The sequence below is a fragment of the Paenibacillus sp. B1-35 genome, assembly GCF_050474385.1.
In the GTDB taxonomy this organism is placed as follows: Bacteria; Bacillota; Bacilli; order Paenibacillales; family Paenibacillaceae; genus Paenibacillus_B; species Paenibacillus_B alvei.
Genome location: NZ_JBCHVJ010000004.1, coordinates 56,464 through 78,796, shown reverse-complemented (window position 1 = coordinate 78,796; position 22,333 = coordinate 56,464). Strand labels below are relative to the sequence as shown.

The following is a 22,333-nucleotide window of genomic DNA, read 5'->3' as shown; positions in this document are numbered from 1 at the left end:
TCATCATAAGAAGCAAACCCCGACACAGGTATGAATATGGAACGGATGGAGTGTAACGCATGAGTGAATCGTTATCCAAGGGTGAATTGCGGCGCCAGCAAATTTTGCAAGTGATGAAGCAGAATGGACGCATTACGATAGCAGAGATTATTGAGCGGTTCGAATGTTCAGAAGCTACAGCGCGACGGGATTTGGATTTAATGGAGCGCAAGGGGGAGCTGATTCGTACGATTGGCGGAGCATTGCTTGAGGGGCCGGGCACAGTGAGAGAGGTTTCCTTCGATGAGAAGAGACAATTGCTGTGGCTGGAGAAGGAAGCAATCGCTAGACGAGCCTTGGACTTCATTGAAGAAGGCGACAGTATTTGCTTGACCGGGGGAACAACTACATTCCTGCTTGCCCGGTTATTGAAGCAGCGACAAGGCATTACCGTCGTGACGAACGCTGTAAATATTGCGATGGAGCTGTCAGACTGTGAAGGAATACAGGTTGTCGTGATTGGCGGCGTTATGCGCAGCAACAGTTTCGAGCTGTGCGGGCCCTTAGCGGAACGAACAATTGAGCATTTGAATATTGAAAAATTATTTATGGGCATCGATGGCTTCTCCATAACCAAGGGCATTACAACGTACTCGGAGCTGGAAGCGCAAACGGCCCGCATGCTGATGCGCCAAGCACAGCAAACCTTTGCCGTATTTGACCATACGAAGGTAGGCAAGGCCTCCTTATTTACGGTTACTTCTGTTGAAGGATTGACAGGATGCATCACTGACAGTCCGCTGCCGGACGATATGACCAGCAAATTGCTGAAAGTAGGCGTTTCTTGCTACTACGCAGAACAAAGCGAATAAGCAATGATGTCCCGTAATGAATCTCGGATTGTACATAGTAGGGAAAAGTTGTGCATATGCAGTTTGAAACGTTATGGCGAGAGCTGCGTATGAATAAAATAAGATCATAATCGACCATAAATCATGTGGTGCATTTGCGGCATTTGTGGATATAGTGGGTATATATGTAATGTAGTCATAATGAGGTGCGGACGGTATGAATTGTATCCAGAACGCACATCTTATGGATACCGCATAACTCAGCAGCCATTTGAGGAAGGTGCGAATCGACTAGATTTCACCAATAGCCCGCTCGCTTGCATCCCGCGCAGCCACCATGATACAATGGGTGTGAATTTTACACAGGAAGTTAGCGTGTTACTAGTACGACTAGGCATGAGCTAAGCGGCCGTTCACGGGGGTGAACTGCATGCTTTAGCGCATGCCTTTTTATTTTCTCACAAGAGAAATTGGCATTTTTTTCAAACGTCATAACGACAAATACAATGACGGACGAAAGTTCACATGGTTAATTACAAGGAGGAACTCAATATGTTTGGTTTTGGTAAAAAGAAAAAGAAAATTTCCATTACAGCACCGATTACAGGTCAAGCAGTACCATTGGAGCAAGTACCGGATCCAGCATTTTCACAAAAAATTATTGGTGACGGTATTGCTATTGAGCCAACAGAGGGCGTATTCGTCTCTCCATTCGACGGTCATGTTGTGCATTTGATCGACTCTCACCATTCCTTGGTTCTTGCGCATGAGTCCGGCTTGGAATTGCTTGTTCACATCGGCGTGAACACAGTATCCTTGCAAGGTAAGCCATTTAAGCCGCATGTGAAGTCCGGTGACAAAGTGAAAAAAGGCCAAACGCTTATCGAGTTCGATATTGCACAAATTAAAGAAGCAGGTCTTCCAGTTATTACTCCGATTATTGTCGCGAACGGCGACATTGTCGCTGAGTTGAAAGCGAACACAGGCAATGTAAAAGCAGACTCCGATGAGCTGTTGGAAATTGTATTGAAATAGATTGTTTTTTTAAAGAAGAAAAACGCATTCTACTACACATGAGAAGAGAGGGCATAACAATGGAAAAACAATTTACAATTAAAAACCCACAAGGTATCCATGCTCGTCCAGCGGGCGCAATCATGAAGAAAGCTGCCGAATTCGCAGGCGAGCAAATTACAATCGAATTCAACGGCCGCAAAGTAAGCGCAAAAAGCATCACGGGCGTATTGACGCTTGGTATGAAAGCTGGCGACACCGTAACCGTATCTGCGGAAGGCGAAAAGGCTGCTGAAGCAGTTGAAGCGGTAGGCGCAGTAATCGAATCCGTATTGGACTAATAGATTCAGTAAATCATTAACGCGGAAAAGGAGTGGAGGAACCGATGCTACTTCAAGGTATCCCAGCTGCATCCGGTTACGCCATCGGTCAAGCTTTCATCCTTGAACACGATACGTCCGAGGTAGAGCGCAAGCAGATTGACGATGTGCAGGCAGAAGCAACTCGTTTGCAAACAGCTGTACAGTTGGCGATGAACGAACTGGAACAGATTAAAGAAGATACTGCAAAAAAATTAGGCGAGCATCAGGCTGAAATTTTTGCTACACATATCCTTGTGTTGCAGGATGAAGAATTTATTGGACAGGCAATTGAAAAGATTCGCAGTGAGAAAGTCAATGCAGAGTTTGCTCTATCGGAAGTGACTCAGCAGCTGGTTGACATCTTCAGCAGCATGGACAGCGAATATATGCGTGAGCGTGCGGCGGATTTCCGCGATGTAAGCAAGCGTGTATTGGGTCTGTTATCCGGCAAGAAATCTGCTTCTCTGAATGATTTCGAAGAGGCAGTTGTGCTGTTCGCGCATGATTTGACTCCTTCCGATACAGCCCAGCTGGATCGCAGCAAGGTAGCAGGCTTCGCGACGAACATTGGCGGACGTACTTCCCACTCTGCGATTATGGCTCGATCGATGGAGATTCCTGCAGTAGTGGGCTTGCAGGATGCTACATCTACCGTTAAGAACGGCGACATGATCATTCTCGATGGTTCTAGCGGCATTATCCTCATCAATCCAGATGCGGATACGGTTGCGACTTACCAAGAGAAGAAAATGAAGTTCGAGAAGCGTCAGGAAGAAATGAAGCTGTACAAGGACAAACCTTCAATCACAGCGGATGGTCACGAGGTTGAGCTCGTGTCGAACATCGGCAACCCGCAAGATGCGCTTGGTGCGCGCAATAACGGTGCTGAGGGTGTTGGCTTGTATCGGACGGAATTCCTCTACATGGGTCGCGACAACTTCCCATCTGAAGAGGAGCAATACAACTCTTATGTTGCCGTATGTGAAACGCTTGGTGCAGAAAAGCCTGTCGTTATCCGCACATTGGACATTGGCGGGGACAAGGAGCTGCCTTACTTGCCGCTTCCGAAGGAAATGAACCCATTCCTCGGCTACCGTGCGATTCGCTTGTGCCTGGATCGTAAAGATCTATTCAAGACACAGCTTCGTGCAATTCTTCGCGCGAGTGCGAAAGGCAATATTAAGCTGATGTATCCGATGATTTCGACGATAAGCGAGCTCCGCGAAGCGAACGCAATCTTGGCGGAAACCCAAGCAGAGCTGGATGCAGAAGGCATTGCTTACAATAAAGAGATGGAAGTCGGCATGATGATCGAGGTTCCGGCTGCGGCAATTATTGCAGATCAGCTGGCAAAAGAAGTTGACTTCTTCTCCATCGGCACGAACGATCTCGTTCAGTACACGATGGCTGCTGACCGAATGAACGAGCAAGTATCTCACTTGACTCAGCCATTCAATCCAGCCGTTCTGCGCTTGATCAAGATGGTTATTGATGCTGCGCATAAGGAAGGCAAATGGGCCGGCATGTGCGGCGAAATGGCCGGCAACTTGAAGGCTGTTCCAATTCTGCTAGGCCTTGGCCTGGATGAGTTCAGCATGAGCGCAAGCTCTGTGCTTCCGGTACGTGTGCTGCTCAGCCGCTTGAACCGTGAAGAAATGCGCAAGCTTGCGGAAGAAGCACTGATGCTGGAGACGGCTGAAGAGATTCAAGTTCTGGTCGTTGACCGCGTATCTGCAGTTCAAGAAATGTCTATTTAAAATATAATGGATGATGCAATTGGGGGAGGATCAGATTCTCTCTTGGCTGCATCATCCTTTCCATATGTGTCTATAAAATGACAAAGAATTATTATTCTGCAATTTTCGTACATATTCGACAAAATTAGATTTATTTCGTTGACAAGGATTGTAGATTCACCTAGAATAAATGATACAGTTGACGCAGAATCGAAAACGTTTTCAAAACGTGATCTTCGATGTGCACTCTCAGGGGAAAGGAGCCTTACTTTGTCAGAACAACGTCGCTTTGAAATCGTACGGGCATTAAGCAACAATGTCGTATTGGCAAACGATGTGTTGGCGAACAAAGAAACCATTCTTATGGGTAAGGGGCTCGGCTTCGGCGCAAAGCCCGGAGGTTCGCTGGAGATGGGTGATACACGAATCGAGAAGACTTTTGCGATTGAAGATAAGCAGCATTTATCGCAATATCAAATGCTGCTCGAACAAATTGATGCAGAAGTCATTGTCGTATCGGAGAAGATTATTTCGATGGTGTCGGAGCAGTTAACGCCGGATTTAAACGAGCATATTCATCTCGCATTGCCGAGCCATATTGAATATGCGCTTTATCGTCTTCGCAACGATATTGCGATTGAGAATCCGTTTCTATGGGAAATTCGCACATTGAACCCGAAGGAATTCGAACTTGCTTCCCAAGCCGCTGAGCTGATCGGGAAGACGTTCGATGTTGTAGTACCGGAAGATGAGATTGGATTTTTGACAATCCATATCCAATCTGCCGTTGCTCATGTCCCTGTCGGGAGCTTTGTACAATACAATCATCTGTTGAAGGATTTGGTTGCTCTTATCGAACGTGAACGGAGCAGGGCCATTCCGAAGGACAGTATTGATTACTTACGGTTGATAACGCATTTGCGCTTTGCGATGGAACGCATTCGCCAAGGGGAGGCGACGAAGAACCCATTCCGAGAAAATTTGAAGGATATGGCGCCCTATGAATTCAGCGTAGCACAGAAATGTGCAGACTTAATGTCGAAGAAGCTGGAGATTGAAGTCCCCGAAGATGAAACGGCATACATCGCCATGCATTTATATCGCTTGTTCCATAAAGATTCAGAATAAAGCCATACAAGCGTGTTACTAGTTCGACTAGGCATGAGCTTGCTGAGAGACAACATCCAAGGCAATTTGGGATGTCGGCTCGTCGCAAGCTCATGCTTTTTTTATTTTCTCTAATGCGCTTTCATTTGGGCGATGGAGATGACAGGTCGAAGCATAAATCTTTGACCTTTTATCCATACTTTACTTATTCACCACAAGGAGGAACGACACATGCTAGCCTTTTTGCAAAAAATTGGTCGTGCATTGATGCTTCCGGTAGCAACTCTTCCGGCGGCGGCAATTTTACTTCGATTCGGCGCTATTGACTACGTGAAAGATTTTCACATGGGCGCTGCAGGCGAGTTTTTGAACCATTATGTAGCTCCATTTTTACTTGCAGGTGGGGATACCATCTTTAAACAATTACCGCTCATATTTGCAGTAGCCATTGCAATAGGATTAGCGGGAGATGCAGTTGCTGCATTAGCGGCTGTGCTTGCTCATATCATTCTTATGAAAATATTGGAGATCACTCCTGGTATTTTCAGTTTCATCCCAGATGACTTGAAATTGGATATGGGTGTATTAGGCGGTATATTAGCAGGATGTTTGGCTGCCTTTATGTACAACAGGTATCATAATATCAAGCTGCCTGATTGGCTAGGGTTCTTTGGCGGAAAACGATTTGTTCCGATGGTAACATCCGTTTCGATTATTATTATCGGTCTTGCTTTTGCGATTGTTTGGGGTCCGGTACAACAAGCTATCGATTCATTTGGTAACTGGGTTGTTGGTTTAGGTGCAATCGGTTCTGGCGGCTTTATGCTGGCTAATCGCTTGCTTATTCCAACAGGTTTGCATCATATCCTTAACAACATTGCTTGGTTCCAACTCGGTACATTTACAGATGCCGCTGGCGAGGTCGTGAAGGGTGATATTACTCGTTTCTTCGCAGGAGACAAGTCGGCTGGTATGTTTATGACAGGTTTCTTCCCGATTATGATGTTTGCTTTGCCTGGTGCAGCACTTGCCATTATTCACACTGCACGTCCTGAAAAACGCAAAGCTGTAGCATCGATCTTTATGGGAGTTGCATTTGCTTCTTTCTTAACAGGTGTTACAGAACCGATTGAGTTTGCGTTCATGTTTGCAGCTCCAGTATTGTTCGTAGTGCATGCTGTGTTGTCCGGTATCTCCGGCGTAATTACAGCATTGTGGGGAATCAAGCACGGCTTTGGTTTCTCGGCAGGGTTTATCGACTATGCGCTGAACTTCCCGCTTGCGACTAAGCCACTGTTGCTCATTCCAATCGGTATTGCATACTTCGTTGTTTATTACTTCTTATTCCGCTTCCTTATCGTGAAGCTGAACCTGAAGACACCTGGACGCGAAGTAGAGACAGAGGAGTCTAATGCGGCAACAGCCAGTGCAGCTAATAGCACGATCAAAGAAAAGGCTGTTAAGGTATTGGAAAATATAGGTGGAAAAGATAACATCATTACAAACGAAGCTTGTATTACTCGTCTTCGTCTGACGCTGAAAGATGACAGCTTGGTTAACGAGTCTGGTTTGAAAGCGTTGGGGGCAGCAGGCATTATGAGATTGGGCAAAGGCAACGTACAAGTTGTATTCGGTACCCAGTCTGAGCTCTTGAAGGAAGAAATTAAAAAGCTGTAAGTACCCTCTTGGTTGGTACATTCAAATAAGCCAGATGGCAAGGCAGAAAGCCAGCGGATTCGTTCCGCTGGCTTTTTCGTATTTCGATGAAGCAGGCAATAAAGCTGGGTGTATATCTGTTTGAGGAAACAAAGTTGATCTAAGGAAAAATATTTTCTATACTATACGTGAATCGAGCGTAAATCAAACCGCTGTTCCAGACCGAAGATAAGGAGATGGTGGAATTGGGACAAAGGAAAAGAATAGACCCGCATCGCCTGCAAGTTAGGGAGGCTGTAAGATGACGATTACGCAGCAGGCCAATATGATTAATCATTCAGCCCGTCGTAATATTTTATTGTTTTTAAAGCAACAGGGAACAGTCGGGGTGCCCGCTATCGCGAAGCACCTTCAACTATCGGCTATAGCCGTTCGCAGGCATTTATATGCGCTGCAAAAGGGCGGGTATGTACACGCTCATTTGATTCGTCAGCAGCTAGGAAGACCTACTTATGAGTATAGTTTGACCGATAAAGCAAGCATGCTGTTCGTCAGTGCATATGATGCGCTGATCATCGATATTCTTGAGCAACTGCAGGAACAGTCCGGTGAAGATACGGTGGAGCAGCTTTTCCATTATCGCAGGCAGAAGCAAGAGAAACGGTATGCTCCGTTATTAAATCAAGCCACCTTAGAGGAACGTATCTGTGCATTGGCAGCACTACAGGATAAGGAAGGCTATATGGTTAGATGGGGCAGATGTGAGGACGGAAGCTATTGGCTGGAAGAGGCCAATTGCCCGATTTCGCAAGTTGCGGCTCAGTTCGGTTCTCCTTGCAGATGCGAGCAGTCGATGTTTGCCACGGTGCTTCATGCGGATGTCGATCGGACGGAATGCATCGTGGAAGGCGGTACGAAATGCATGTTCCGTATCGTTGAGCCAGTTCCAGGAGGACTGCTTGAGAGACCTGAACCGGATGTGTAAGGATACAGGCACCCAAGCATGAATCAATTTAGTGTAGGGTTGAAGCTTGCTGGGGAAAGGAGCATGATGATGAAGCGGAAGGGTGAACAGAAGGATGCCGGAGTTGAGACAACAGTCGGGATCAAGAGTAATGAAAGCAATAAAGATACAGAAGGTAATAAAGCTATAGAAGTTACGGATCCTTATCTGATTTCCATTGTAAATGCATTAGAGCAGTTGACAGAGTCTTGGTCTGTTAAGCTGAAGAATGGCGGCATCAAGCTTCAGCTTGCCGTTCAAATCGGCTCCAGCCTGAACGTAAGCCAACAGGAGTGGCTAATGGAGTTTCTTCAGGACTTTCATGTTCGGGATCAGGAAATGCCGAAGGTGCTGCATGCCTTTGCTGCCGAGATACCGGAATGGGCGACCCGGCAAATTCTTCAGCTTTTCCGCAAAGCAGAGCGTGTGAAGGCTGTGCTAATTACTCGAAATGATGTTATGGAGCAGCTTGAACAGCGAATGAGGCAAATGGAGTATGACTTCTGGCAGGGCATGCTGCCTACAGATGAAAATGAGCTGGAGCGCGTGCTTTCAACATGGCTGCGGGAACTGGCTGCATGGGAGGAAGAGGCATCTCGTGAGAGGAATACATACAACCGAACCTATGGAGACAGCTCGCGTTCAACAGGGAACGCACCATCCGCCGCTAAGGATTTGTCCTTTCATACGCTAATTGGTGTCCCTGAAGAAGCGGATGCGAAGCAGGTGAGGAAGCAGTCCCGCAAGCTGCTGCGGGTGCTGCATCCCGATCACGGCGGGAGCGCGTATTTGTTCACATGGGTAAAGGAAGCATACGACATGTATCAAGCAAGTCGGCTTCGTCGAGAAAGTCACACTGCACGATGATAAAGAAGAAGCGCCCCGACCTGTGCTTATTGCATTGGTTGGGGCGCTGTGCTATAACGGATCTGTTTTAGATGATAGAAATAGCTCTTTGTTTATTCGTCTCTTCGCCGAACTAGCCTCTCATGCGGCGGAATGCTTCGTGCGCGGCTTCAATCGTACGCTCGATGTCTTCCGGGGTATGCTCGGTAGTCAGGAACCATGCTTCGTACTTCGAAGGTGCAAGGCAGATGCCTTGGTCAAGCATATGACGGAAGAATACGCCGAATGCTTCACCGTCCGTTTCCTGTGCTTCTGCATAATTCGTGACCGGATGATCGCAGAAGTGCGTTGAGAATGCGCCGCGAATACGGTTGATTGTAAGCGGTACGCCATAACGGTCAGCACCTTCTTGAATGCCGTTCGTCAGACGGATCGCCAATTCCTCCATTTGCTCGTATACGCCCTCTGCTTGTAGAACCTCCAGACATGCGATGCCGGCAGAGATCGATGCAGGGTTGCCTGCCATTGTACCTGCTTGGTATGCAGGGCCTAGCGGAGCTACTTGCTCCATGATGTGCTTGCGTCCGCCATAGGCGCCGATCGGCAGGCCGCCGCCAATGATTTTGCCCATTGCCGTCAAATCCGGCTCAATTGCCGCGAAGTCAGGGAAGGCGCGGTATGTTTGGGCAGAGCCGTAATGGAAGCGGAATGCACTGATAACCTCATCATAAATAACAAGCGCCCCGTATTCGCGAGCGAGCTTGCACAAGCCTTCAAGGAAGCCCTCTGCAGGCATAACCATGCCGAAGTTGCCGACGATAGGCTCGACCATAACGGCAGCCACATCGTCTCCCCAATGCTCCAATGCTTCCTTCAAGCTGCCAAGATCGTTGAATGGAACTGTAATGACTTCGTTAGCAATCGTGGTTGGAATCCCCGCACTGTCTGGAATGCCAAGTGTAGAAGGACCAGAGCCTGCTGCAACGAGCACGAGATCCGAATGTCCGTGGTAGCATCCAGCGAACTTAATAATCTTCGTTCGCTTCGTATAAGCGCGGGCTACGCGGATTGTTGTCATAACCGCCTCGGTGCCCGAGTTGACGAAGCGGACTTTATCCATGGACGGAACGGCTTCCTTCAGCATCCGAGCAAGCTTGATTTCAAGCTCGGTTGGCGTGCCGTACAGGGTGCCGTTCTGTGCTGCCCGAACGATAGCCTTCGTTACATGCGGATGGGCATGGCCTGTAATGATAGGGCCATAGGCAGCTAGATAGTCAATGTATCGATTGCCGTCAACATCCCAGAAATACGCGCCTTGTGCGCGTTCCATGAAGACGGGAGCGCCGCCTCCGACTGCCTTGAATGAACGGGAAGGGCTGTTGACCCCGCCTACGATATGTTGGAGCGCTTCTTCGTACAATTGTCCCGAACGGTTCCGATTCGTTGTCATGTTGATGAATCCCCTTTATTGTGTAATAGTTTCAGATACGGAGGGCTTGTCTGTGACCTCCAAAGCTTCTTGAATGTATAGCTTGAGCTTATTGTCGTCCATGACCTTGAGCACGGCTGCATTGTTGATCCGCGCATCGGCAACATTGTCCATTGGCGGAAGCTGATGACTCGCTCCAATCGTGCTGTCATAGCCCAGGGCAGCCAGCTTCACGATGTCATCTGCCGATAGGTTCGTTTCCACATAGGGCGACACTTCCTTAATGAGAGAGGGGAGCTGGAGCAGGTTCCAAGTCGATTTAAGCTTATCAGCCACTGCCCCGAGCAGCTCGCGCTGCCGTTGGGTACGGGCATAGTCGGACATGGCATCATAGCGGAAGCGGGCATACATGAGCGCTGTTTCCCCGTTCAGCAGTTGCTTTCCCTTTTTCAAATCAATATCGTATTGGTGCTTATCTGCCTTGCTCGTATATTTCATATCCTTCTCAACTTCAAATTCCACGCCGCCGAGAGCGTCAATGAGCTTGATAAATCCAACGAAGTCTGTATACACATAATATTGAATGTCTAGTCCCGTTAAGGTGCTTGCCGTCTTCATTGCTAGTTCCGGCCCGCCGTAGGAGAGGGCGGCATTGAGACGATCCTTGCCGAAGCCAGGAATGTCAACGTATGTATCCCGCAGAAGGGAGAACAGGTTGGCGCGCTTCGTCTTCGGATCGAAGGAGGCGAGCAGAATCGAGTCTGAACGGGGCACTTCATTGGCTTCCAAGCCACGAGAGTCTCCGCCCAGCAGCAAAATATTGACTCGCTCCTCTCCCTGCCATTTGGGAGGCTCGATATTAACCTTCTCCGGCACACGGTGCACAACAGGAGTGAAGCGGGATGCTTCGGGCGGCTTTTGCAAAGTGCTCAAGCTGCTGTACATGGACCAGATATAATAACCGGCGCCTGCCAGAAGGAATACACAAACAGAGATAAGGGCATGCTTCCAATACTTTTTCAACATATGTATCGTCCTTTCCGCATCCGGCGGCAAAGCGGCGAGAATCATGATGTCGAATCCGGTGCATTCAGCATTCTTTCAAGTCGTCCTACGTGCTATAGTAAAGGTTATGGGCAAATGCTCCGCATCTTGTCTAACCAATTATAGAATTTTTACAGAATCGAATCAATTGAATGAGTTGTACTCGCGTATCGGGTCAATGATCAGGGAAAGGGTGACTGAATCATATATGAACGCCATTGATGTGCAGGATTTGCGCAAAACGTTCCAAGTACAAAAAAACCGCGATGGATTGAAGGGGGCCTTGCTTGATCTATTTAAGCGGGAATACAACGAGGTCATGGCAGTGAAGGATATTTCCTTTACGATTCCGCAAGGGGAAATATGCGGATATATCGGGGAGAACGGAGCTGGCAAGTCGACAACGATTAAGATGCTGACTGGTATCTTAGTACCTACGGCTGGGGATATTCATGTAAATGGCTTCATCCCGCATAAGGAAAGGGAGAAGTTCGTTCGCGGCATCGGCGTTGTATTCGGGCAGCGAAGCCAGCTATGGTGGGATATTGGGGTCATCGAATCTTTTCGGCTGCTGCGCAAGGTATACCGCGTTCCAGAGAAGGAATTTAAGCAGCGGCTGGATGAGCTGGTCGAGCGTCTTTCCTTGCAAGAGCTGCTGAACCGGCCTGTACGGAAGCTGAGCCTTGGTCAGCGCATGCGCTGTGAATTGGTGGCATCCCTGTTGCACCGGCCTTCCGTGCTGTTTTTGGATGAACCGACGATTGGCCTCGATATCGTTGTGAAAACGGAAATTCGGGAGTTTTTGAAGCAACTGAATGCAGAGCATGGAACAACGATTTTGCTGACTACCCACGATTTGCAGGATATCGAAGCTCTATGTACGCGTGTCATTATGCTCGATGATGGGCGCATTATTTATGACGGCGGATTGGACACGCTCAAGTCTACGTGGGGCAAGGGACGAGAGGTTCGTTTCCAATTTGCGAAGCCTATGCGAGCGGGTGATGTTGAGGCGCTTACTTCCGGCCTTGACGTGGAATGGACAGTTGAATCTCCTTATGAAGCGGGGGTTCTTGTGCCATTTGCCACGAATGTATCGGATGTCATAGGACGAGTGGTTGGCGGTGCGTCGATATCGGATTTGAGCATTATTGAGACGAATACCGATGATATCGTTCGTGAGATTTACAAGGCGGGCACGGCTGAGAAGCCAGAAGGGCTAAGCCCTCTCTTGTCCATACAATCGAAGGAGCCGGAGACAGACGACGCTGAGCGCAAGGAAGAGAACGACAAGGAGAAGGAAGCGGTGACTCATGGCTAGCGCATATCTTGAATTTATCCGCATTCGCTTCCTGTTGATGCTGGCTTACCGAGTTAATTACTATTCCGGTATTCTCATCTATACGCTCAACATCGGCGTGTATTATTTCACCTGGCAGGCGATTTACGGCGGACAAGGAACACTTGCAGGCTTTACGGCTGACCAGATGACGACTTACATCGCGGTTTCTTGGATGGCGCGCGCCTTTTACTTCAACAACATGGATCGTGATATTGCCATGGAAATTCGAGATGGCAGCGTAGCGATCCAATTTATTCGGCCTTACAATTACCTATTCGTCAAGCTGATGCAGGCGTTCGGCGAAGGCTTGTTCCGATTGCTGCTCTTCATGGGGCCGGGTATGGTCATCGCATGCATTCTTTTCCCAGTGAAGCTTCCGCAGGATCCGAAGCAGTGGGCGGTATTCGGTGTCATGCTGTTTATGAGCTTCCTGATTAATTCACAGTTGAATATGCTGACGGGATTGACGGCCTTTTTCATCGAAAATAATGAGGGCATGATTCGTATGAAGCGGGTTGTCGTCGATTTGTTCTCCGGTGTTATTGTACCGATCAGCTTCTTCCCAGGCTGGCTGCTCGCGTTGAATGAATGGCTGCCATTCCAAGCGATCACGTATTTGCCGAGCTCTGTATTTACAGGCAGAGTGGCAGGAGATCAAGTGTGGGCAGCGCTCGGCATCCAATTGCTGTGGGCGGTAGTGCTCGTTATTCCAATTGTGCTGCTGTGGCGTTCCGCGCGCAGACGCTTGTTCGTGCAGGGAGGTTGATCACGATGTATTACTTCGGACTTGTTAGTGAGTATTTGAAAAACTATATCAAGACACGCCTTACCTATCGTGCAGACTTCTGGATAGAGATCGCATCGGATCTGCTATTTCAGGTCACGAATTTAATCTTCATCTTCATCGTCTTCATGCATACGCCGACATTGGCTGGCTGGACGCGTGATGAGATGGTGTTCGTCTATGGCTATTTCATGATTCCATATGGCATATTTAGCTGCTTCTTCAATTTGTGGGGGTTCAGTGAGCGATATATCGTAAAGGGGGAAATGGATCGGATATTGACGCGTCCAGCGCATAATCTATTTCAGATTCTCCTTGAAAATGTAGATCCCCCCTCCATTATCGGTTCTATCGTTGGTGCAATCATGATGGGCATATGCTGGAACAGGCTAGGTCTTGACTTCGGCATCATGGAGCTGCTCATGCTGTTCGTGATGCTGATCGGATCGGTGATGCTGTACTTCGGCATTTATTCTGCACTAACATCGATTTCATTCTATTCGGATGCGCCGACAGGCATTCTACCGCTCGTGTGGAACATTCAGAGCTATGGCCGTTATCCGTTAACGATCTACAATCGGTTCATTCAAGTGCTGCTCACATGGATTCTGCCATTCGCATTCGTGGGCATCATTCCGGCCTCCTACTTCATGAAGGACAAGGGACTGCAGCAGATGGCGCTCCTGACTCCGGTTGTGGGGGTTATCTTCTTCGCCCTTGGGTTAACGCTGTGGAACATCGGTGTTAAGCGATACCGCGGGGCGGGATCTTAATCGAATAGGTTATCGCCTTCCAATTCAGCAATGGGTTTGGAGGGCGATTTTTTTGTTTTCGCCGAGATATGAGGGCAGGATAAAGGTCGCGTTTGCACAGGAGTCGAATTAAGAAATAGAAGAAGTAGAGGGAGGCAAGGGCATGTACCGAGAAGTAGTTAGATTGAAGCCAATCATACATCAAGTGATTCATTTTAGTGCATCGATTCGAGCATGGGAGATAGCGAATGATACGCGTATAGAAATGGGGCAGTATGTATCAGAAGAGAATGGCAGTCATGCAATCCGAGACCACCAGTACGAGTGCAATAATCTGCTTGAGCCGTATATGAAGCTGTTGATTAGTCTGACGAGAGAGGAGCTGGCGCTGATTCTAACCGTATTCCGCATTGGCTCCTCTGAACGAGGGTATCATTATGAATCTCCCGAAACTGGTCCAGCGTTGATTATGGTTAACAGATATGATATTCCGATTCATGCAACGTCAGAAGAATTGCTGCTTCGCTACAGTAAATATTTCAGATACCATACGAGGGAGCGGATGATTGAATTTCTTTCGAGGCATGGTGAAGTTTCTGAACAATTATCAGAGGGATTACTGGTGTTGGATCAACATGCAGATCCGCAAGGAGGAGACTCTGTTTTAGTTGAAATCATAGTAGCGCGCCACATTATTACTTATATCGATGTTCCCAAGTGTGTAGGGGAGAACATCAAGGCTTTGTCAGGTGAATTTTTAGATTTTTTGCAAAATATTACGGGGAATCATCCATTTAGGCAGCATAATGAGTGTATCGAATTTGGGGAGCTCTCATATAAGGGGTATATCAATGTGTATGGGGCAGAGGACTTTATCGACTGGCTCAATGTGGATCGATACGGCAGTGAAGTAGCCAAAATTGTTGAAGTGACAGAGGAAACGACGCTATTTACGATCTATTTTTAGTCAATGGAGGAGTATGCTGTTTCCTATTGGTAATGATATAGAGAGGTATTTTCTTAGTGGGATAGCTTGATCATTTTTGAAAAAAAGAGTGGGGGATGATAAGCTTAAAGCAATAGAACGGCAGTCTTGGCTGCCGGGAAGGAGCCTCATACGAATGACACAATCCACTCAAGTTGAACTTGGACAAGTGACCCCTGAATTTACGCTGCCGGCATCTACCGGACAGGAAGTGAAGCTGAGCGACTATCGGGGAAAGAAAGTCGTGATTTATTTCTATCCGAAGGATATGACGCCAGGCTGTACACAGGAGTCATGCGATTTCCGTGATTATCATGGAGATTTTGAGAAATATGGCGCCGTCGTACTGGGCATTAGCCCAGATCCGATCAAGTCGCATACCAAATTTATTGAGAAGCACAGCCTGCCATTTACGCTGCTGTCTGATACGGAGCATGAAGTAGCGGATCTGTTCGGAGTATGGCAGCTTAAGAAGATGTACGGCCGCGAATACTACGGCATTGTTCGCTCGACCTTCCTCATTGATGAAGAAGGCAAGCTCATCAAGGAATGGCGGAGCGTGAAAGTGAAAGGACATACGGATCAAGTGCTGGAAGCGGTGCGCGAGCTCGTATAACGTCGCTTCATCTATATAGGAAGGGCTGCCCCCATCAGGGGAGCTACAAATGAATATGTCCGGCAAGTAAGGAAAAGACGCTTCCAAAACCATGGAGCTCTTCTCCATGGTTTCAGTTTAATTTATTTTTTCTTGCTTTGTTTTTCATACTTGGGGATCATTATAAGCAACGTAAATAACCCGAGAGGGGCACTCTTAAGTGTCCATCTCTCGGGTCACAGTTCACCAATAGCCTATTGGAGTTATCTTCATTGTTTTTTCTTGAATTTTCTTAAAATCCTTCCTATAACTTGTGGGACAACTGAAAACATGATCAGATACAACATTTCATACCAATCAATTGACATTAAATCTTTTCCACTTATTAAATGGTAACTAGTAAAACCAATAGATACTAGGAAAATGCTTAACATAATTTGATAAATCATTAATTAATTTTTCTTATACCCATCCAACCAAAATTCAGAAGTAATAGGGCTTCCTTTCATAAGATTATCTCTATTGGAGTCAGAATAAAAATAATGAACTGTTTTTTCAGCTACTTTCATTCTAAACATTTTCGGGTCTGGTGGAAGCAAAGTTTTATAGTATACAAAATCAGTATACCAAATATCCTCGATTTGATCGTCCACGATATAAGCAATTAACCCAGTGGTAGAACTAATTGTTGCAGCAGCCCCAGCTCCCATTGTACTTGCACCTACAATTCCTGAGATTACTGCAGTCACAGCAGCGACGGTATATTTTTTGATTTTTGTGGAATAATTAAAGGTTCCATAATGAGTCCAACTTGAAATTGGATAATCACCACGATCACCAAGAGTGTTTAGTTCCGGTGAAAAGGTATTAGCATCAGTTGGTTCTGGCTTAATAAAGGTATCAACAAATTTGGGCTCTCCATTGGATGGGGTAATTGTGGTTTCAACGACAGCCCCATTTACCTCGACCATTAGATTAGCAATGAGTTCAAACTCTCCAGTCGTTGTTTCTTCATAGATTTCACTATCAACATGTGTGAGATCAGGGGAAGTTTTCTCAATTGCCTTATATTTCTTTGAATTACTAGTATACGTATATTCCATATCACTCAGATCGTCAAAGTTCTGTAACTTGAATTGATTCCTTAGCAAATACTTGTCCAGAAATACTACCGATTAAAGAAATAGTGTAAGACCATATACTTGATGTCTTATACTCTAGGGTGGAAATATAGCCCATCAACTATAGGTTAATTTAACATAAATTGTATATTATGTCCAATTTTAAATTGAACCCCTTTTGAAAACGATTTACTTGAGGATGCTGTGCGTCGTTTTAGATGATCAGTCAGCAGTGTGGGTAAATTACAGAAGTCAGCATGCATTTCTACGATTGCAGGATTTTGAAGAGTTTATTATTAAATATTCTACCTATGAACTATAAATGAACAAATTTAAATCAATATATTTCCAACATAAAGTCAGGCAAGCAACCTATTCATCTTTTGTTGTTTTTTCTATTGTGTCTCTGTAATTTAATAGACTTAAAACCTAACAATACAAAGTGATGTTATCTACTATGCTCCCCTAATCGCAGACAGCAATAAAGAATTCAAGCTATTTTGAATTCAATACTGTAGACGTAGGGGATTTTTTTATGCGTATTCGGATGAGCGACTAAATCCCCAGCGAAAATCTAGTATTAAAATCTTTATAAAACTATTTCTAATAACTCAACTTTCGCAGCTATAAAAGCGAGGTAAACCCTTACTAACTAGGGATTGCTGAATAATGCATAAACGCGGAAAATCATGAGATACTCAAAGAAAACTATGGGTTTCGAAATTTGATCAGGTGCAAGTTTTTTGCGAGCTTTCTTATAAAAACTTGCACCTTTAAATAATAGCGATATCTTACTTGAAGCTAGGTACAGAATTTCAAGGTAGATCCTTTGACATGCTCATCAGCCATACCACGATTGTATTCGCACGATATTTAGTCAAGGAATGGGAACGACGCTGTGAACAAGATAGTCGTTTCTTAGTCGGGCTGTTCTTTGTGATTTCTGATGAAGCCATATGCCTAGTACACACGGTGGATAACATCCTCGAAATCCGGTTCTTCCATGTGAACGTCTTCCACTTCACCGAATTGCCCCAGGATACGGAGTGCATCCATGGCACTCAATTCCTCGCGATTGCATTCCACGGTTAAAGTCTGGCCGTTCAACTCACGGAAGCGAAGCGGACTGGGTATATTCTTAGATTGGTCAGAGATTTGGCAGCTGCTTCGATAGGTAACCGAGATGACAGTCGGCAAGCCGATGCGCTTGCGCAGGTCGTCGATTGTGCCGTCGAAGCCGAGCTTGCCATGATTAATGACGATGACGCGATTGCACAACTGCTCGATATCGTCCATGTCATGCGTTGTCAGCAGAATCGTCTTGCCGAGCTCCTGATTAATCGTCTTCAGGAACTGGCGAATATTCCGCTTGGCGATGACGTCAAGGCCAATCGTTGGCTCATCGAGGAACAGAATGTCTGGATCATGCAGCAGCGCGGCCGCAATATCGGCGCGCATTCGCTGCCCGAGCGAGAGCTGACGTACAGGTGTATTCATGAATTCATCCATCTCCAGCAGTTCCGTCAACTGTTGAATTCGCTTGTGCTTATCTGCGGCATCAAGACCATACATGGCTGACAAGATATCGTAGGAATCTCGTGTCGGGAGATCCCACCACAGCTGCGTGCGCTGTCCGAATAGCACACCAAGTCGCCGGGTTACTTGACGCCGTGCCTTGTACGGACTTAATCCGAAGATGCGCACATCTCCGGATGTCGGGTGCAGAATGCCGGACAGCATTTTAATTGTCGTTGACTTGCCTGCACCATTCGGGCCGATGTACCCGACAAATTCGCCGCTGTTGATGGTAAAGCTGATGCCTTGGACAGCCTCTTTGACGAGCTTGTCGCGCGAGAGAAGAGTACGGATGCCCTTGAAGGCCCCCTCCTTCGGTGCGGGACGGACGAATCGTTTATGTAAATCAGTTACGGTAATCACGAAAATCCCCCTTTATTCCGATCGTTACGTGTGATGCAGCTTCTTATTCCGGTTGGTTATTGGCGTTATTGTAGTTAGCTCTGTGCCTAGCTTCATATCAAGTTGCATTCGAACTTCATATCGAGTTCCATATCGAATTCATGTCGAGTTCCATATGGGCTCCATATCGGCTCGATATGGACGTCAGCTTAGCTTCCTGTGCTCTGATAGCGGGAAATTCCAAGCTTCCATACGCGCAGGGCAATCAGAAATACGGCAGCCGTAATTGCGATAGACAGCCCAACTAGCCATATTCCAGATTGCTGACGCAGGATGTACAACGAAGGAATATAGTTCGCGAACCCGACCGGAATGATGCTGAGCAGGACGCCTTGCATCCATTTCGGATAAATGGTCATTGGATACTGCGCTGCTGTGCGGGCAGCATCCTCCGTAATGTTCTGCAATTCCTCGATCCGGGTTACCCAAAAGCCCGCAGAAGCGGTGAGCAGCCCAATGGCAAATAACAGTACGGCACCTGATAGGATGACGATGATTGTCAAAGGAACGGCTGTCCATCCGATCTGTCCGTTCTGCATCATAGTGCTCATGCTAATGGTCAATATGGTTGTCCCTTGCACGAACTCTCCAAGCCTTATGGAGAAATTCTGGGACATGAGCGCAAGCAGAACAGGAATAGGGCGCAGCAGAAGTCCGTCTAGTGCTCCATTTACGAGATAATGCTCCAAATGGTGTACGTCAGAAGCAACCATGCGGTACATCGCCTTAGACAAGGACAAAATGGCATACAAATACCCGGCTTCCGCTAAGCTCCAGCCTTGGATATGGCCAAATTTCAACAGGATGACCGCAAGCATAAGAAATTCGACGACACTGATAACGGTCGCCATTAGCGTAGAGAACCAGAAATTAAACTTGTATTGCATACGACTGCGAATGCTTGCGCGAACGAGAAGCACATACATACGAATCCACTTCATCCGCCCTGCACCTCCACCTTGCGTCGCATAATCCCGGTAACGGCGAGACATGCAGCAGTGAATACGATGCACCACACCAGCGAACCTAACAGCGCGGACGGGGATTCCATGCCGAGATAGATCCGGGTAGGGACATAATGCAAAAACGGATAAAAAGAAGCACGGCTAATATCGCCAAGCCAAGTTGGCAGCCATTCGATCGGGATAAGAAAGCCCGACAGCAGCATGCTGAACGCATAATTGACCCAGTACAGCCAGACAGATTCTGTCGTCCAGAGCGCAGCGGCTCCGATGAGATAGTTCAGGCATATCGAAATGTACGCGGCCAGCGTCAAAGCTACAGCGGTCCACACGTAAGTGATAATCGTAGAGGGGACGTGAAGCGGCATTACGAAGAAATATAAAATGTAGATCGGTAAAAACTTGTAAACAAACTGGTAGGCGATTTGCCCCCATTCCTTGCTCATCAGCTGATAGAACAAATGAACGGGACGAACAAGATCAAGGGCGATCTGCCCAGTCCGAACGGACTGCTGGATGCCAAGTCCATTTGTAAGAAAGGCGGCGACCCACAAGCTTGCCTGATTGAAGGCGACGTAGCTTACGATGCCGTTCAAGCCGTACTCGCCAAGCGGCCTTCCTTCGCCAATTCCTGTCCAGATCGAAATGTAGATAAATCCGAACATGAAGCTGGCGATGTTGTGCACCATATGTGCACTTCGGTACTGCAAATTACTGAGATATTTTTTGCGAGCCAAAGTAAAAAAGAGCATTCTCCACCTCCGTCATCTTCTCGTATTGCGGCGTGCCATACTAGTGATGCTGGGTGAAATAAAAAAAGAGAGCGAGGAACATAATACCAGATGGGATGATGGAAAGGCAAGCATTATTTAGCAAACATAAGAGATTCGATGGAACGGCTTAAAGCTATTGCTCATATTCCTATACTTGCCAATACCTAGATTTACGATATATAGTATATCTAGGTATTACATAGATGTGGGAGGGATGATCGATATCATGCAGCCAAAGGTGAGCAAGGAACTATTAAAAGGCAGTACGGCGATGCTCATATTGTCCATGCTGGAAAAGGAAGAAATGTACGGCTACGAGCTGTCCAAGCGGTTGGAAGCTGCGTCGTCGGGATTGTTTGCGCTGAAGGAAGGAACTTTGTATCCGATTCTTCATGCGCTCGAGAGCAAAGGCGAGGTAGAAGCTTATTGGAATGAGGCAAATGGCAGAGCCCGCAAATATTACCGGATTACCGATCAAGGACGTAGGCTTCTGCAGGAGAAGACGGAGGAATGGCGCTTATTCCGTCGTTCGCTCGATCAGGTGCTTGGGGAGGTATAGGGATGCCATGTGATCAGAAATCTAGAGATACGCAGCACAGCTCGATCCTTGAACAATTCGTGGGCGACGTCCTTGCTCACGTGAAGGCCAAGCAGATGCACAGTGAGATTCGAGCTGAACTGCTGGATCATTTGCTGAATGAGACGGAATCAGGGATGGATTATGGTATGGATGAAGCAGTGTCTGCGCAGCAGGCGGTGCGCAACATGGGAGAGCCTTCCGTTGTAGCAGCGCAGTTCAATCAGGTGCATCGTCCTAAGGCCCCTTGGAAGCTGTGGATTTCCGTATTGGTGTGGATTGCTATTTGTGTAGTTGGCTTGTTCGCCGTGCAAGCTGGAAATCCTCAAGATCTTTATCGCTTATCTGCCGAAGGTTATGCATGGCGTCTAGTACCGGGGGGGGGTGGCTTTTCTGTTTGCATTTTGGGTAGGTTATCAGAAATTGCAACAAGAAGCAGCATGGATATATGGCATTACGTTGTGTTTAAATGTGTATACTGTGTTTTTTCCCGTGTACATCATAGATGGGTACCCTCAATTTGGACTTAAGGGAATTCCTATCCTTGATGGCATTCCTATCGATATCTTTTATATGAGTCCGTATCTATACCTCTTCTCTTTGTATTCGATGTGGAACAGAAAACCGGAGAGTCCGTATCGCTCTATTCTCCCGAAAATGGTTCTTTTTATACTGCCGATCATTGTATTTCTTGTAAATGGGAATCTGCTTCAAGTGTCCACTTATCTTGTCGGAGGAATAATCATACTCAAGCTGGTAGGAGTGAAGAGGAAGAATATAGCGACTGTGGCCGGTATGACGCTCATGACGGGCGGACTCTGCTATTGGTTCATAGAGAGTCCTGGCTTGATGGTTAATCGCAGATTTGGAGATTGGTTTGAAGGCTTGTGGGGTAATGGGGGCGGGGCTTACACGCAAAAAATAGCACAGCAGTTATTTCGCGAAGCAGGATGGTTCGGGAACGGAGTTGAAGATATTAGCAGACTCCTTCCTTACGCCTATAGCGAAAATTTGACTGTGACCATGGTGCATATGTTTGGATGGGCAGGGGGGCTTGTATTGATAATCTGCCTTGGTGTTATCATCGTTACGATGTACAATTCAGCGCTGCTATTCCGTGATCCGTTTGCTAGAGGAATTGGTATGTGGGTGAGTGGAATGATGGGGATTCAGAGCTTGTTGTATATCGGGGGGATTATTGGGATCATTCCCATTAATGGTGGGGGACTTCCTTTGCTCGGAGCAGACGGGGGCGAGATTATGCTGTGGATGCTGTTGCTGGGGTTGTATTCCAGTTCACATTGGAACAAAGACATGGTATCGGTTCTAAATCGATGAGCTGAGTTGTGAGAGTAAGTGGGCTATTGCGTTTAAGAGAGTTTGAGTTGAAGAATTACATATGCTCGTAGTAGCAGCAATGAGGAAAAGGTGACATTCA

22 protein-coding genes and 1 pseudogene are annotated in these 22,333 nt (G+C 46.9%); 17 read left to right on the top strand and 6 right to left on the bottom strand.

The genetic code is table 11. The features are described 5' to 3' along the window. Window positions 1–59 precede the first annotated feature (59 nt). The 8 genes from ACQ5BJ_RS14650 to ACQ5BJ_RS14615 all read left to right on the top strand — a co-directional run bounded on the left by ACQ5BJ_RS14650 (window position 60) and on the right by ACQ5BJ_RS14615 (window position 8,575). Window positions 60–851, top strand: coding sequence for a DeoR/GlpR family DNA-binding transcription regulator (locus tag ACQ5BJ_RS14650; RefSeq protein WP_163974282.1), 792 nt, complete (start codon window positions 60–62; stop codon window positions 849–851). Window positions 852–1,382: 531 nt separating this feature from the next. Next, entirely contained in the window at window positions 1,383–1,865 is a 483-nt protein-coding gene (locus tag ACQ5BJ_RS14645) for a PTS sugar transporter subunit IIA (protein ID WP_262866371.1), read from the top strand. Window positions 1,866–1,924: 59 nt separating this feature from the next. Next, window positions 1,925–2,185, top strand: a complete 261-nt coding sequence (locus ACQ5BJ_RS14640; RefSeq protein WP_005543238.1) for an HPr family phosphocarrier protein — start codon at window positions 1,925–1,927, stop codon at window positions 2,183–2,185. 44 nt (window positions 2,186–2,229) lie between these two features. After that, a complete protein-coding gene (ptsP, locus tag ACQ5BJ_RS14635; protein WP_268621317.1) occupies window positions 2,230–3,963 on the top strand; it encodes a phosphoenolpyruvate--protein phosphotransferase in 1,734 nt (577 codons plus the stop codon). Window positions 3,964–4,212: 249 nt separating this feature from the next. Continuing rightward, window positions 4,213–5,070, top strand: a complete 858-nt coding sequence (gene glcT, locus ACQ5BJ_RS14630) for a glucose PTS transporter transcription antiterminator GlcT (RefSeq protein WP_268621319.1) — start codon at window positions 4,213–4,215, stop codon at window positions 5,068–5,070. Window positions 5,071–5,280: 210 nt separating this feature from the next. Then, window positions 5,281–6,726, top strand: coding sequence for a PTS transporter subunit EIIC (locus tag ACQ5BJ_RS14625; protein ID WP_005543235.1), 1,446 nt, complete (start codon window positions 5,281–5,283; stop codon window positions 6,724–6,726). Window positions 6,727–7,006: 280 nt separating this feature from the next. After that, window positions 7,007–7,690 (top strand): helix-turn-helix transcriptional regulator, encoded by a 684-nt coding sequence (locus ACQ5BJ_RS14620; RefSeq protein ID WP_005543234.1) that lies wholly within the window; start codon window positions 7,007–7,009, stop codon window positions 7,688–7,690. Window positions 7,691–7,708: 18 nt separating this feature from the next. Further along, entirely contained in the window at window positions 7,709–8,575 is an 867-nt protein-coding gene (locus tag ACQ5BJ_RS14615) for a J domain-containing protein (RefSeq protein ID WP_289357010.1), read from the top strand. Window positions 8,576–8,687: 112 nt separating this feature from the next. Here ACQ5BJ_RS14615 and ACQ5BJ_RS14610 read toward each other — a convergent pair whose 3' ends face one another. Continuing rightward, the gene (locus ACQ5BJ_RS14610; RefSeq protein ID WP_430111137.1) at window positions 8,688–10,004 is read right to left on the bottom strand and encodes a glutamate-1-semialdehyde 2,1-aminomutase; all 1,317 of its coding nucleotides are present in this window, start codon (window positions 10,002–10,004) and stop codon (window positions 8,688–8,690) included. A gap of 15 nt (window positions 10,005–10,019) precedes the next feature. Beyond that, window positions 10,020–11,009 carry an LCP family protein gene (locus ACQ5BJ_RS14605; protein ID WP_268598926.1) on the bottom strand — a complete coding sequence of 330 codons (990 nt, stop codon included), beginning with the start codon at window positions 11,007–11,009 and terminating at the stop codon, window positions 10,020–10,022. A gap of 226 nt (window positions 11,010–11,235) precedes the next feature. Between ACQ5BJ_RS14605 and ACQ5BJ_RS14600 the strand changes: the two genes are divergently transcribed. From ACQ5BJ_RS14600 to bcp, 5 genes are all read left to right on the top strand, one after another. Then, a complete protein-coding gene (locus ACQ5BJ_RS14600; protein WP_171418509.1) occupies window positions 11,236–12,348 on the top strand; it encodes an ABC transporter ATP-binding protein in 1,113 nt (370 codons plus the stop codon). Beyond that, a complete protein-coding gene (locus tag ACQ5BJ_RS14595; protein WP_005543229.1) occupies window positions 12,341–13,135 on the top strand; it encodes an ABC transporter permease in 795 nt (264 codons plus the stop codon). Before ACQ5BJ_RS14600 ends, ACQ5BJ_RS14595 begins: the two co-directional genes overlap by 8 nt. 5 nt (window positions 13,136–13,140) lie before the next feature. Then, a complete protein-coding gene (locus ACQ5BJ_RS14590; protein ID WP_005543228.1) occupies window positions 13,141–13,926 on the top strand; it encodes an ABC transporter permease in 786 nt (261 codons plus the stop codon). Window positions 13,927–14,068: 142 nt separating this feature from the next. Beyond that, the gene (locus tag ACQ5BJ_RS14585) at window positions 14,069–14,872 is read left to right on the top strand and encodes a hypothetical protein (protein WP_430111132.1); all 804 of its coding nucleotides are present in this window, start codon (window positions 14,069–14,071) and stop codon (window positions 14,870–14,872) included. A gap of 154 nt (window positions 14,873–15,026) precedes the next feature. Further along, complete coding sequence (gene bcp / locus ACQ5BJ_RS14580; RefSeq protein WP_005543226.1) at window positions 15,027–15,506, top strand: thioredoxin-dependent thiol peroxidase; 480 nt, start codon at window positions 15,027–15,029, stop codon at window positions 15,504–15,506. Window positions 15,507–15,937: 431 nt separating this feature from the next. Here the strand turns inward: bcp and ACQ5BJ_RS14575 are convergent, their stop codons facing one another. Further along, window positions 15,938–16,588 carry a hypothetical protein gene (locus tag ACQ5BJ_RS14575; RefSeq protein ID WP_268621328.1) on the bottom strand — a complete coding sequence of 217 codons (651 nt, stop codon included), beginning with the start codon at window positions 16,586–16,588 and terminating at the stop codon, window positions 15,938–15,940. Between the two features lie 798 nt (window positions 16,589–17,386). On the opposite strand from ACQ5BJ_RS14575, the pseudogene ACQ5BJ_RS14570 reads away from it, so the two are divergent. Further along, window positions 17,387–17,569 (top strand): annotated as a pseudogene (locus ACQ5BJ_RS14570) (IS4 family transposase); the annotation flags it as partial. On the opposite strand, the gene ACQ5BJ_RS14565 reads toward ACQ5BJ_RS14570, so the two are convergent. The 3 genes from ACQ5BJ_RS14565 to ACQ5BJ_RS14555 form a co-directional block, all read right to left on the bottom strand. Beyond that, complete coding sequence (locus ACQ5BJ_RS14565) at window positions 17,567–18,544, bottom strand: ABC transporter ATP-binding protein (RefSeq protein ID WP_268598924.1); 978 nt, start codon at window positions 18,542–18,544, stop codon at window positions 17,567–17,569. The pseudogene ACQ5BJ_RS14570 and the gene ACQ5BJ_RS14565 overlap by 3 nt on opposite strands. Window positions 18,545–18,732: 188 nt before the next feature. Next, window positions 18,733–19,524, bottom strand: coding sequence for an ABC transporter permease (locus tag ACQ5BJ_RS14560; RefSeq protein ID WP_005543219.1), 792 nt, complete (start codon window positions 19,522–19,524; stop codon window positions 18,733–18,735). Beyond that, window positions 19,521–20,297 carry an ABC transporter permease gene (locus tag ACQ5BJ_RS14555; RefSeq protein WP_005543218.1) on the bottom strand — a complete coding sequence of 259 codons (777 nt, stop codon included), beginning with the start codon at window positions 20,295–20,297 and terminating at the stop codon, window positions 19,521–19,523. The genes ACQ5BJ_RS14560 and ACQ5BJ_RS14555 overlap by 4 nt, the downstream gene beginning before the upstream one ends. 247 nt (window positions 20,298–20,544) lie before the next feature. On the opposite strand from ACQ5BJ_RS14555, the gene ACQ5BJ_RS14550 reads away from it, so the two are divergent. Genes ACQ5BJ_RS14550 through ACQ5BJ_RS14540 form a run of 3 tightly spaced genes read left to right on the top strand, consistent with a single transcriptional unit; the run spans window position 20,545 to window position 22,233 of the window. Then, on the top strand, window positions 20,545–20,877 hold the full coding sequence (locus ACQ5BJ_RS14550) for a PadR family transcriptional regulator (protein ID WP_005543216.1): 333 nt from the start codon (window positions 20,545–20,547) through the stop codon (window positions 20,875–20,877). A 2-nt stretch (window positions 20,878–20,879) separates the two neighbouring features. After that, window positions 20,880–21,425 carry a permease prefix domain 1-containing protein gene (locus tag ACQ5BJ_RS14545; protein ID WP_430111125.1) on the top strand — a complete coding sequence of 182 codons (546 nt, stop codon included), beginning with the start codon at window positions 20,880–20,882 and terminating at the stop codon, window positions 21,423–21,425. Then, a complete protein-coding gene (locus ACQ5BJ_RS14540) occupies window positions 21,319–22,233 on the top strand; it encodes an FtsW/RodA/SpoVE family cell cycle protein (RefSeq protein ID WP_430111122.1) in 915 nt (304 codons plus the stop codon). The genes ACQ5BJ_RS14545 and ACQ5BJ_RS14540 overlap by 107 nt, the downstream gene beginning before the upstream one ends. Window positions 22,234–22,333 lie beyond the last annotated feature (100 nt).

What these genes read in the sequence shown, in the direction of transcription:
- ACQ5BJ_RS14600 (WP_171418509.1), top strand. Translation starts at nt 11,236, where the DNA reads ATGAACGCCATTGATGTGCAGGATTTGCGCAAAACGTTCCAAGTACAA.
- bcp (WP_005543226.1), top strand. Translation starts at nt 15,027, where the DNA reads ATGACACAATCCACTCAAGTTGAACTTGGACAAGTGACCCCTGAATTT.
- ACQ5BJ_RS14545 (WP_430111125.1), top strand. Translation starts at nt 20,880, where the DNA reads ATGCCATGTGATCAGAAATCTAGAGATACGCAGCACAGCTCGATCCTT.
- ACQ5BJ_RS14575 (WP_268621328.1), bottom strand. Translation starts at nt 16,588, where the DNA reads ATGGAATATACGTATACTAGTAATTCAAAGAAATATAAGGCAATTGAG.
- ACQ5BJ_RS14610 (WP_430111137.1), bottom strand. Translation starts at nt 10,004, where the DNA reads ATGACAACGAATCGGAACCGTTCGGGACAATTGTACGAAGAAGCGCTC.
- ACQ5BJ_RS14585 (WP_430111132.1), top strand. Translation starts at nt 14,069, where the DNA reads ATGTACCGAGAAGTAGTTAGATTGAAGCCAATCATACATCAAGTGATT.
- ACQ5BJ_RS14645 (WP_262866371.1), top strand. Translation starts at nt 1,383, where the DNA reads ATGTTTGGTTTTGGTAAAAAGAAAAAGAAAATTTCCATTACAGCACCG.
- ACQ5BJ_RS14650 (WP_163974282.1), top strand. Translation starts at nt 60, where the DNA reads ATGAGTGAATCGTTATCCAAGGGTGAATTGCGGCGCCAGCAAATTTTG.
- ACQ5BJ_RS14640 (WP_005543238.1), top strand. Translation starts at nt 1,925, where the DNA reads ATGGAAAAACAATTTACAATTAAAAACCCACAAGGTATCCATGCTCGT.
- ACQ5BJ_RS14590 (WP_005543228.1), top strand. Translation starts at nt 13,141, where the DNA reads ATGTATTACTTCGGACTTGTTAGTGAGTATTTGAAAAACTATATCAAG.
- ACQ5BJ_RS14595 (WP_005543229.1), top strand. Translation starts at nt 12,341, where the DNA reads ATGGCTAGCGCATATCTTGAATTTATCCGCATTCGCTTCCTGTTGATG.
- ACQ5BJ_RS14615 (WP_289357010.1), top strand. Translation starts at nt 7,709, where the DNA reads ATGAATCAATTTAGTGTAGGGTTGAAGCTTGCTGGGGAAAGGAGCATG.
- ACQ5BJ_RS14560 (WP_005543219.1), bottom strand. Translation starts at nt 19,524, where the DNA reads ATGAAGTGGATTCGTATGTATGTGCTTCTCGTTCGCGCAAGCATTCGC.
- ptsP (WP_268621317.1), top strand. Translation starts at nt 2,230, where the DNA reads ATGCTACTTCAAGGTATCCCAGCTGCATCCGGTTACGCCATCGGTCAA.
- ACQ5BJ_RS14550 (WP_005543216.1), top strand. Translation starts at nt 20,545, where the DNA reads ATGCAGCCAAAGGTGAGCAAGGAACTATTAAAAGGCAGTACGGCGATG.
- ACQ5BJ_RS14625 (WP_005543235.1), top strand. Translation starts at nt 5,281, where the DNA reads ATGCTAGCCTTTTTGCAAAAAATTGGTCGTGCATTGATGCTTCCGGTA.
- ACQ5BJ_RS14605 (WP_268598926.1), bottom strand. Translation starts at nt 11,009, where the DNA reads ATGTTGAAAAAGTATTGGAAGCATGCCCTTATCTCTGTTTGTGTATTC.
- ACQ5BJ_RS14620 (WP_005543234.1), top strand. Translation starts at nt 7,007, where the DNA reads ATGACGATTACGCAGCAGGCCAATATGATTAATCATTCAGCCCGTCGT.
- ACQ5BJ_RS14555 (WP_005543218.1), bottom strand. Translation starts at nt 20,297, where the DNA reads ATGCTCTTTTTTACTTTGGCTCGCAAAAAATATCTCAGTAATTTGCAG.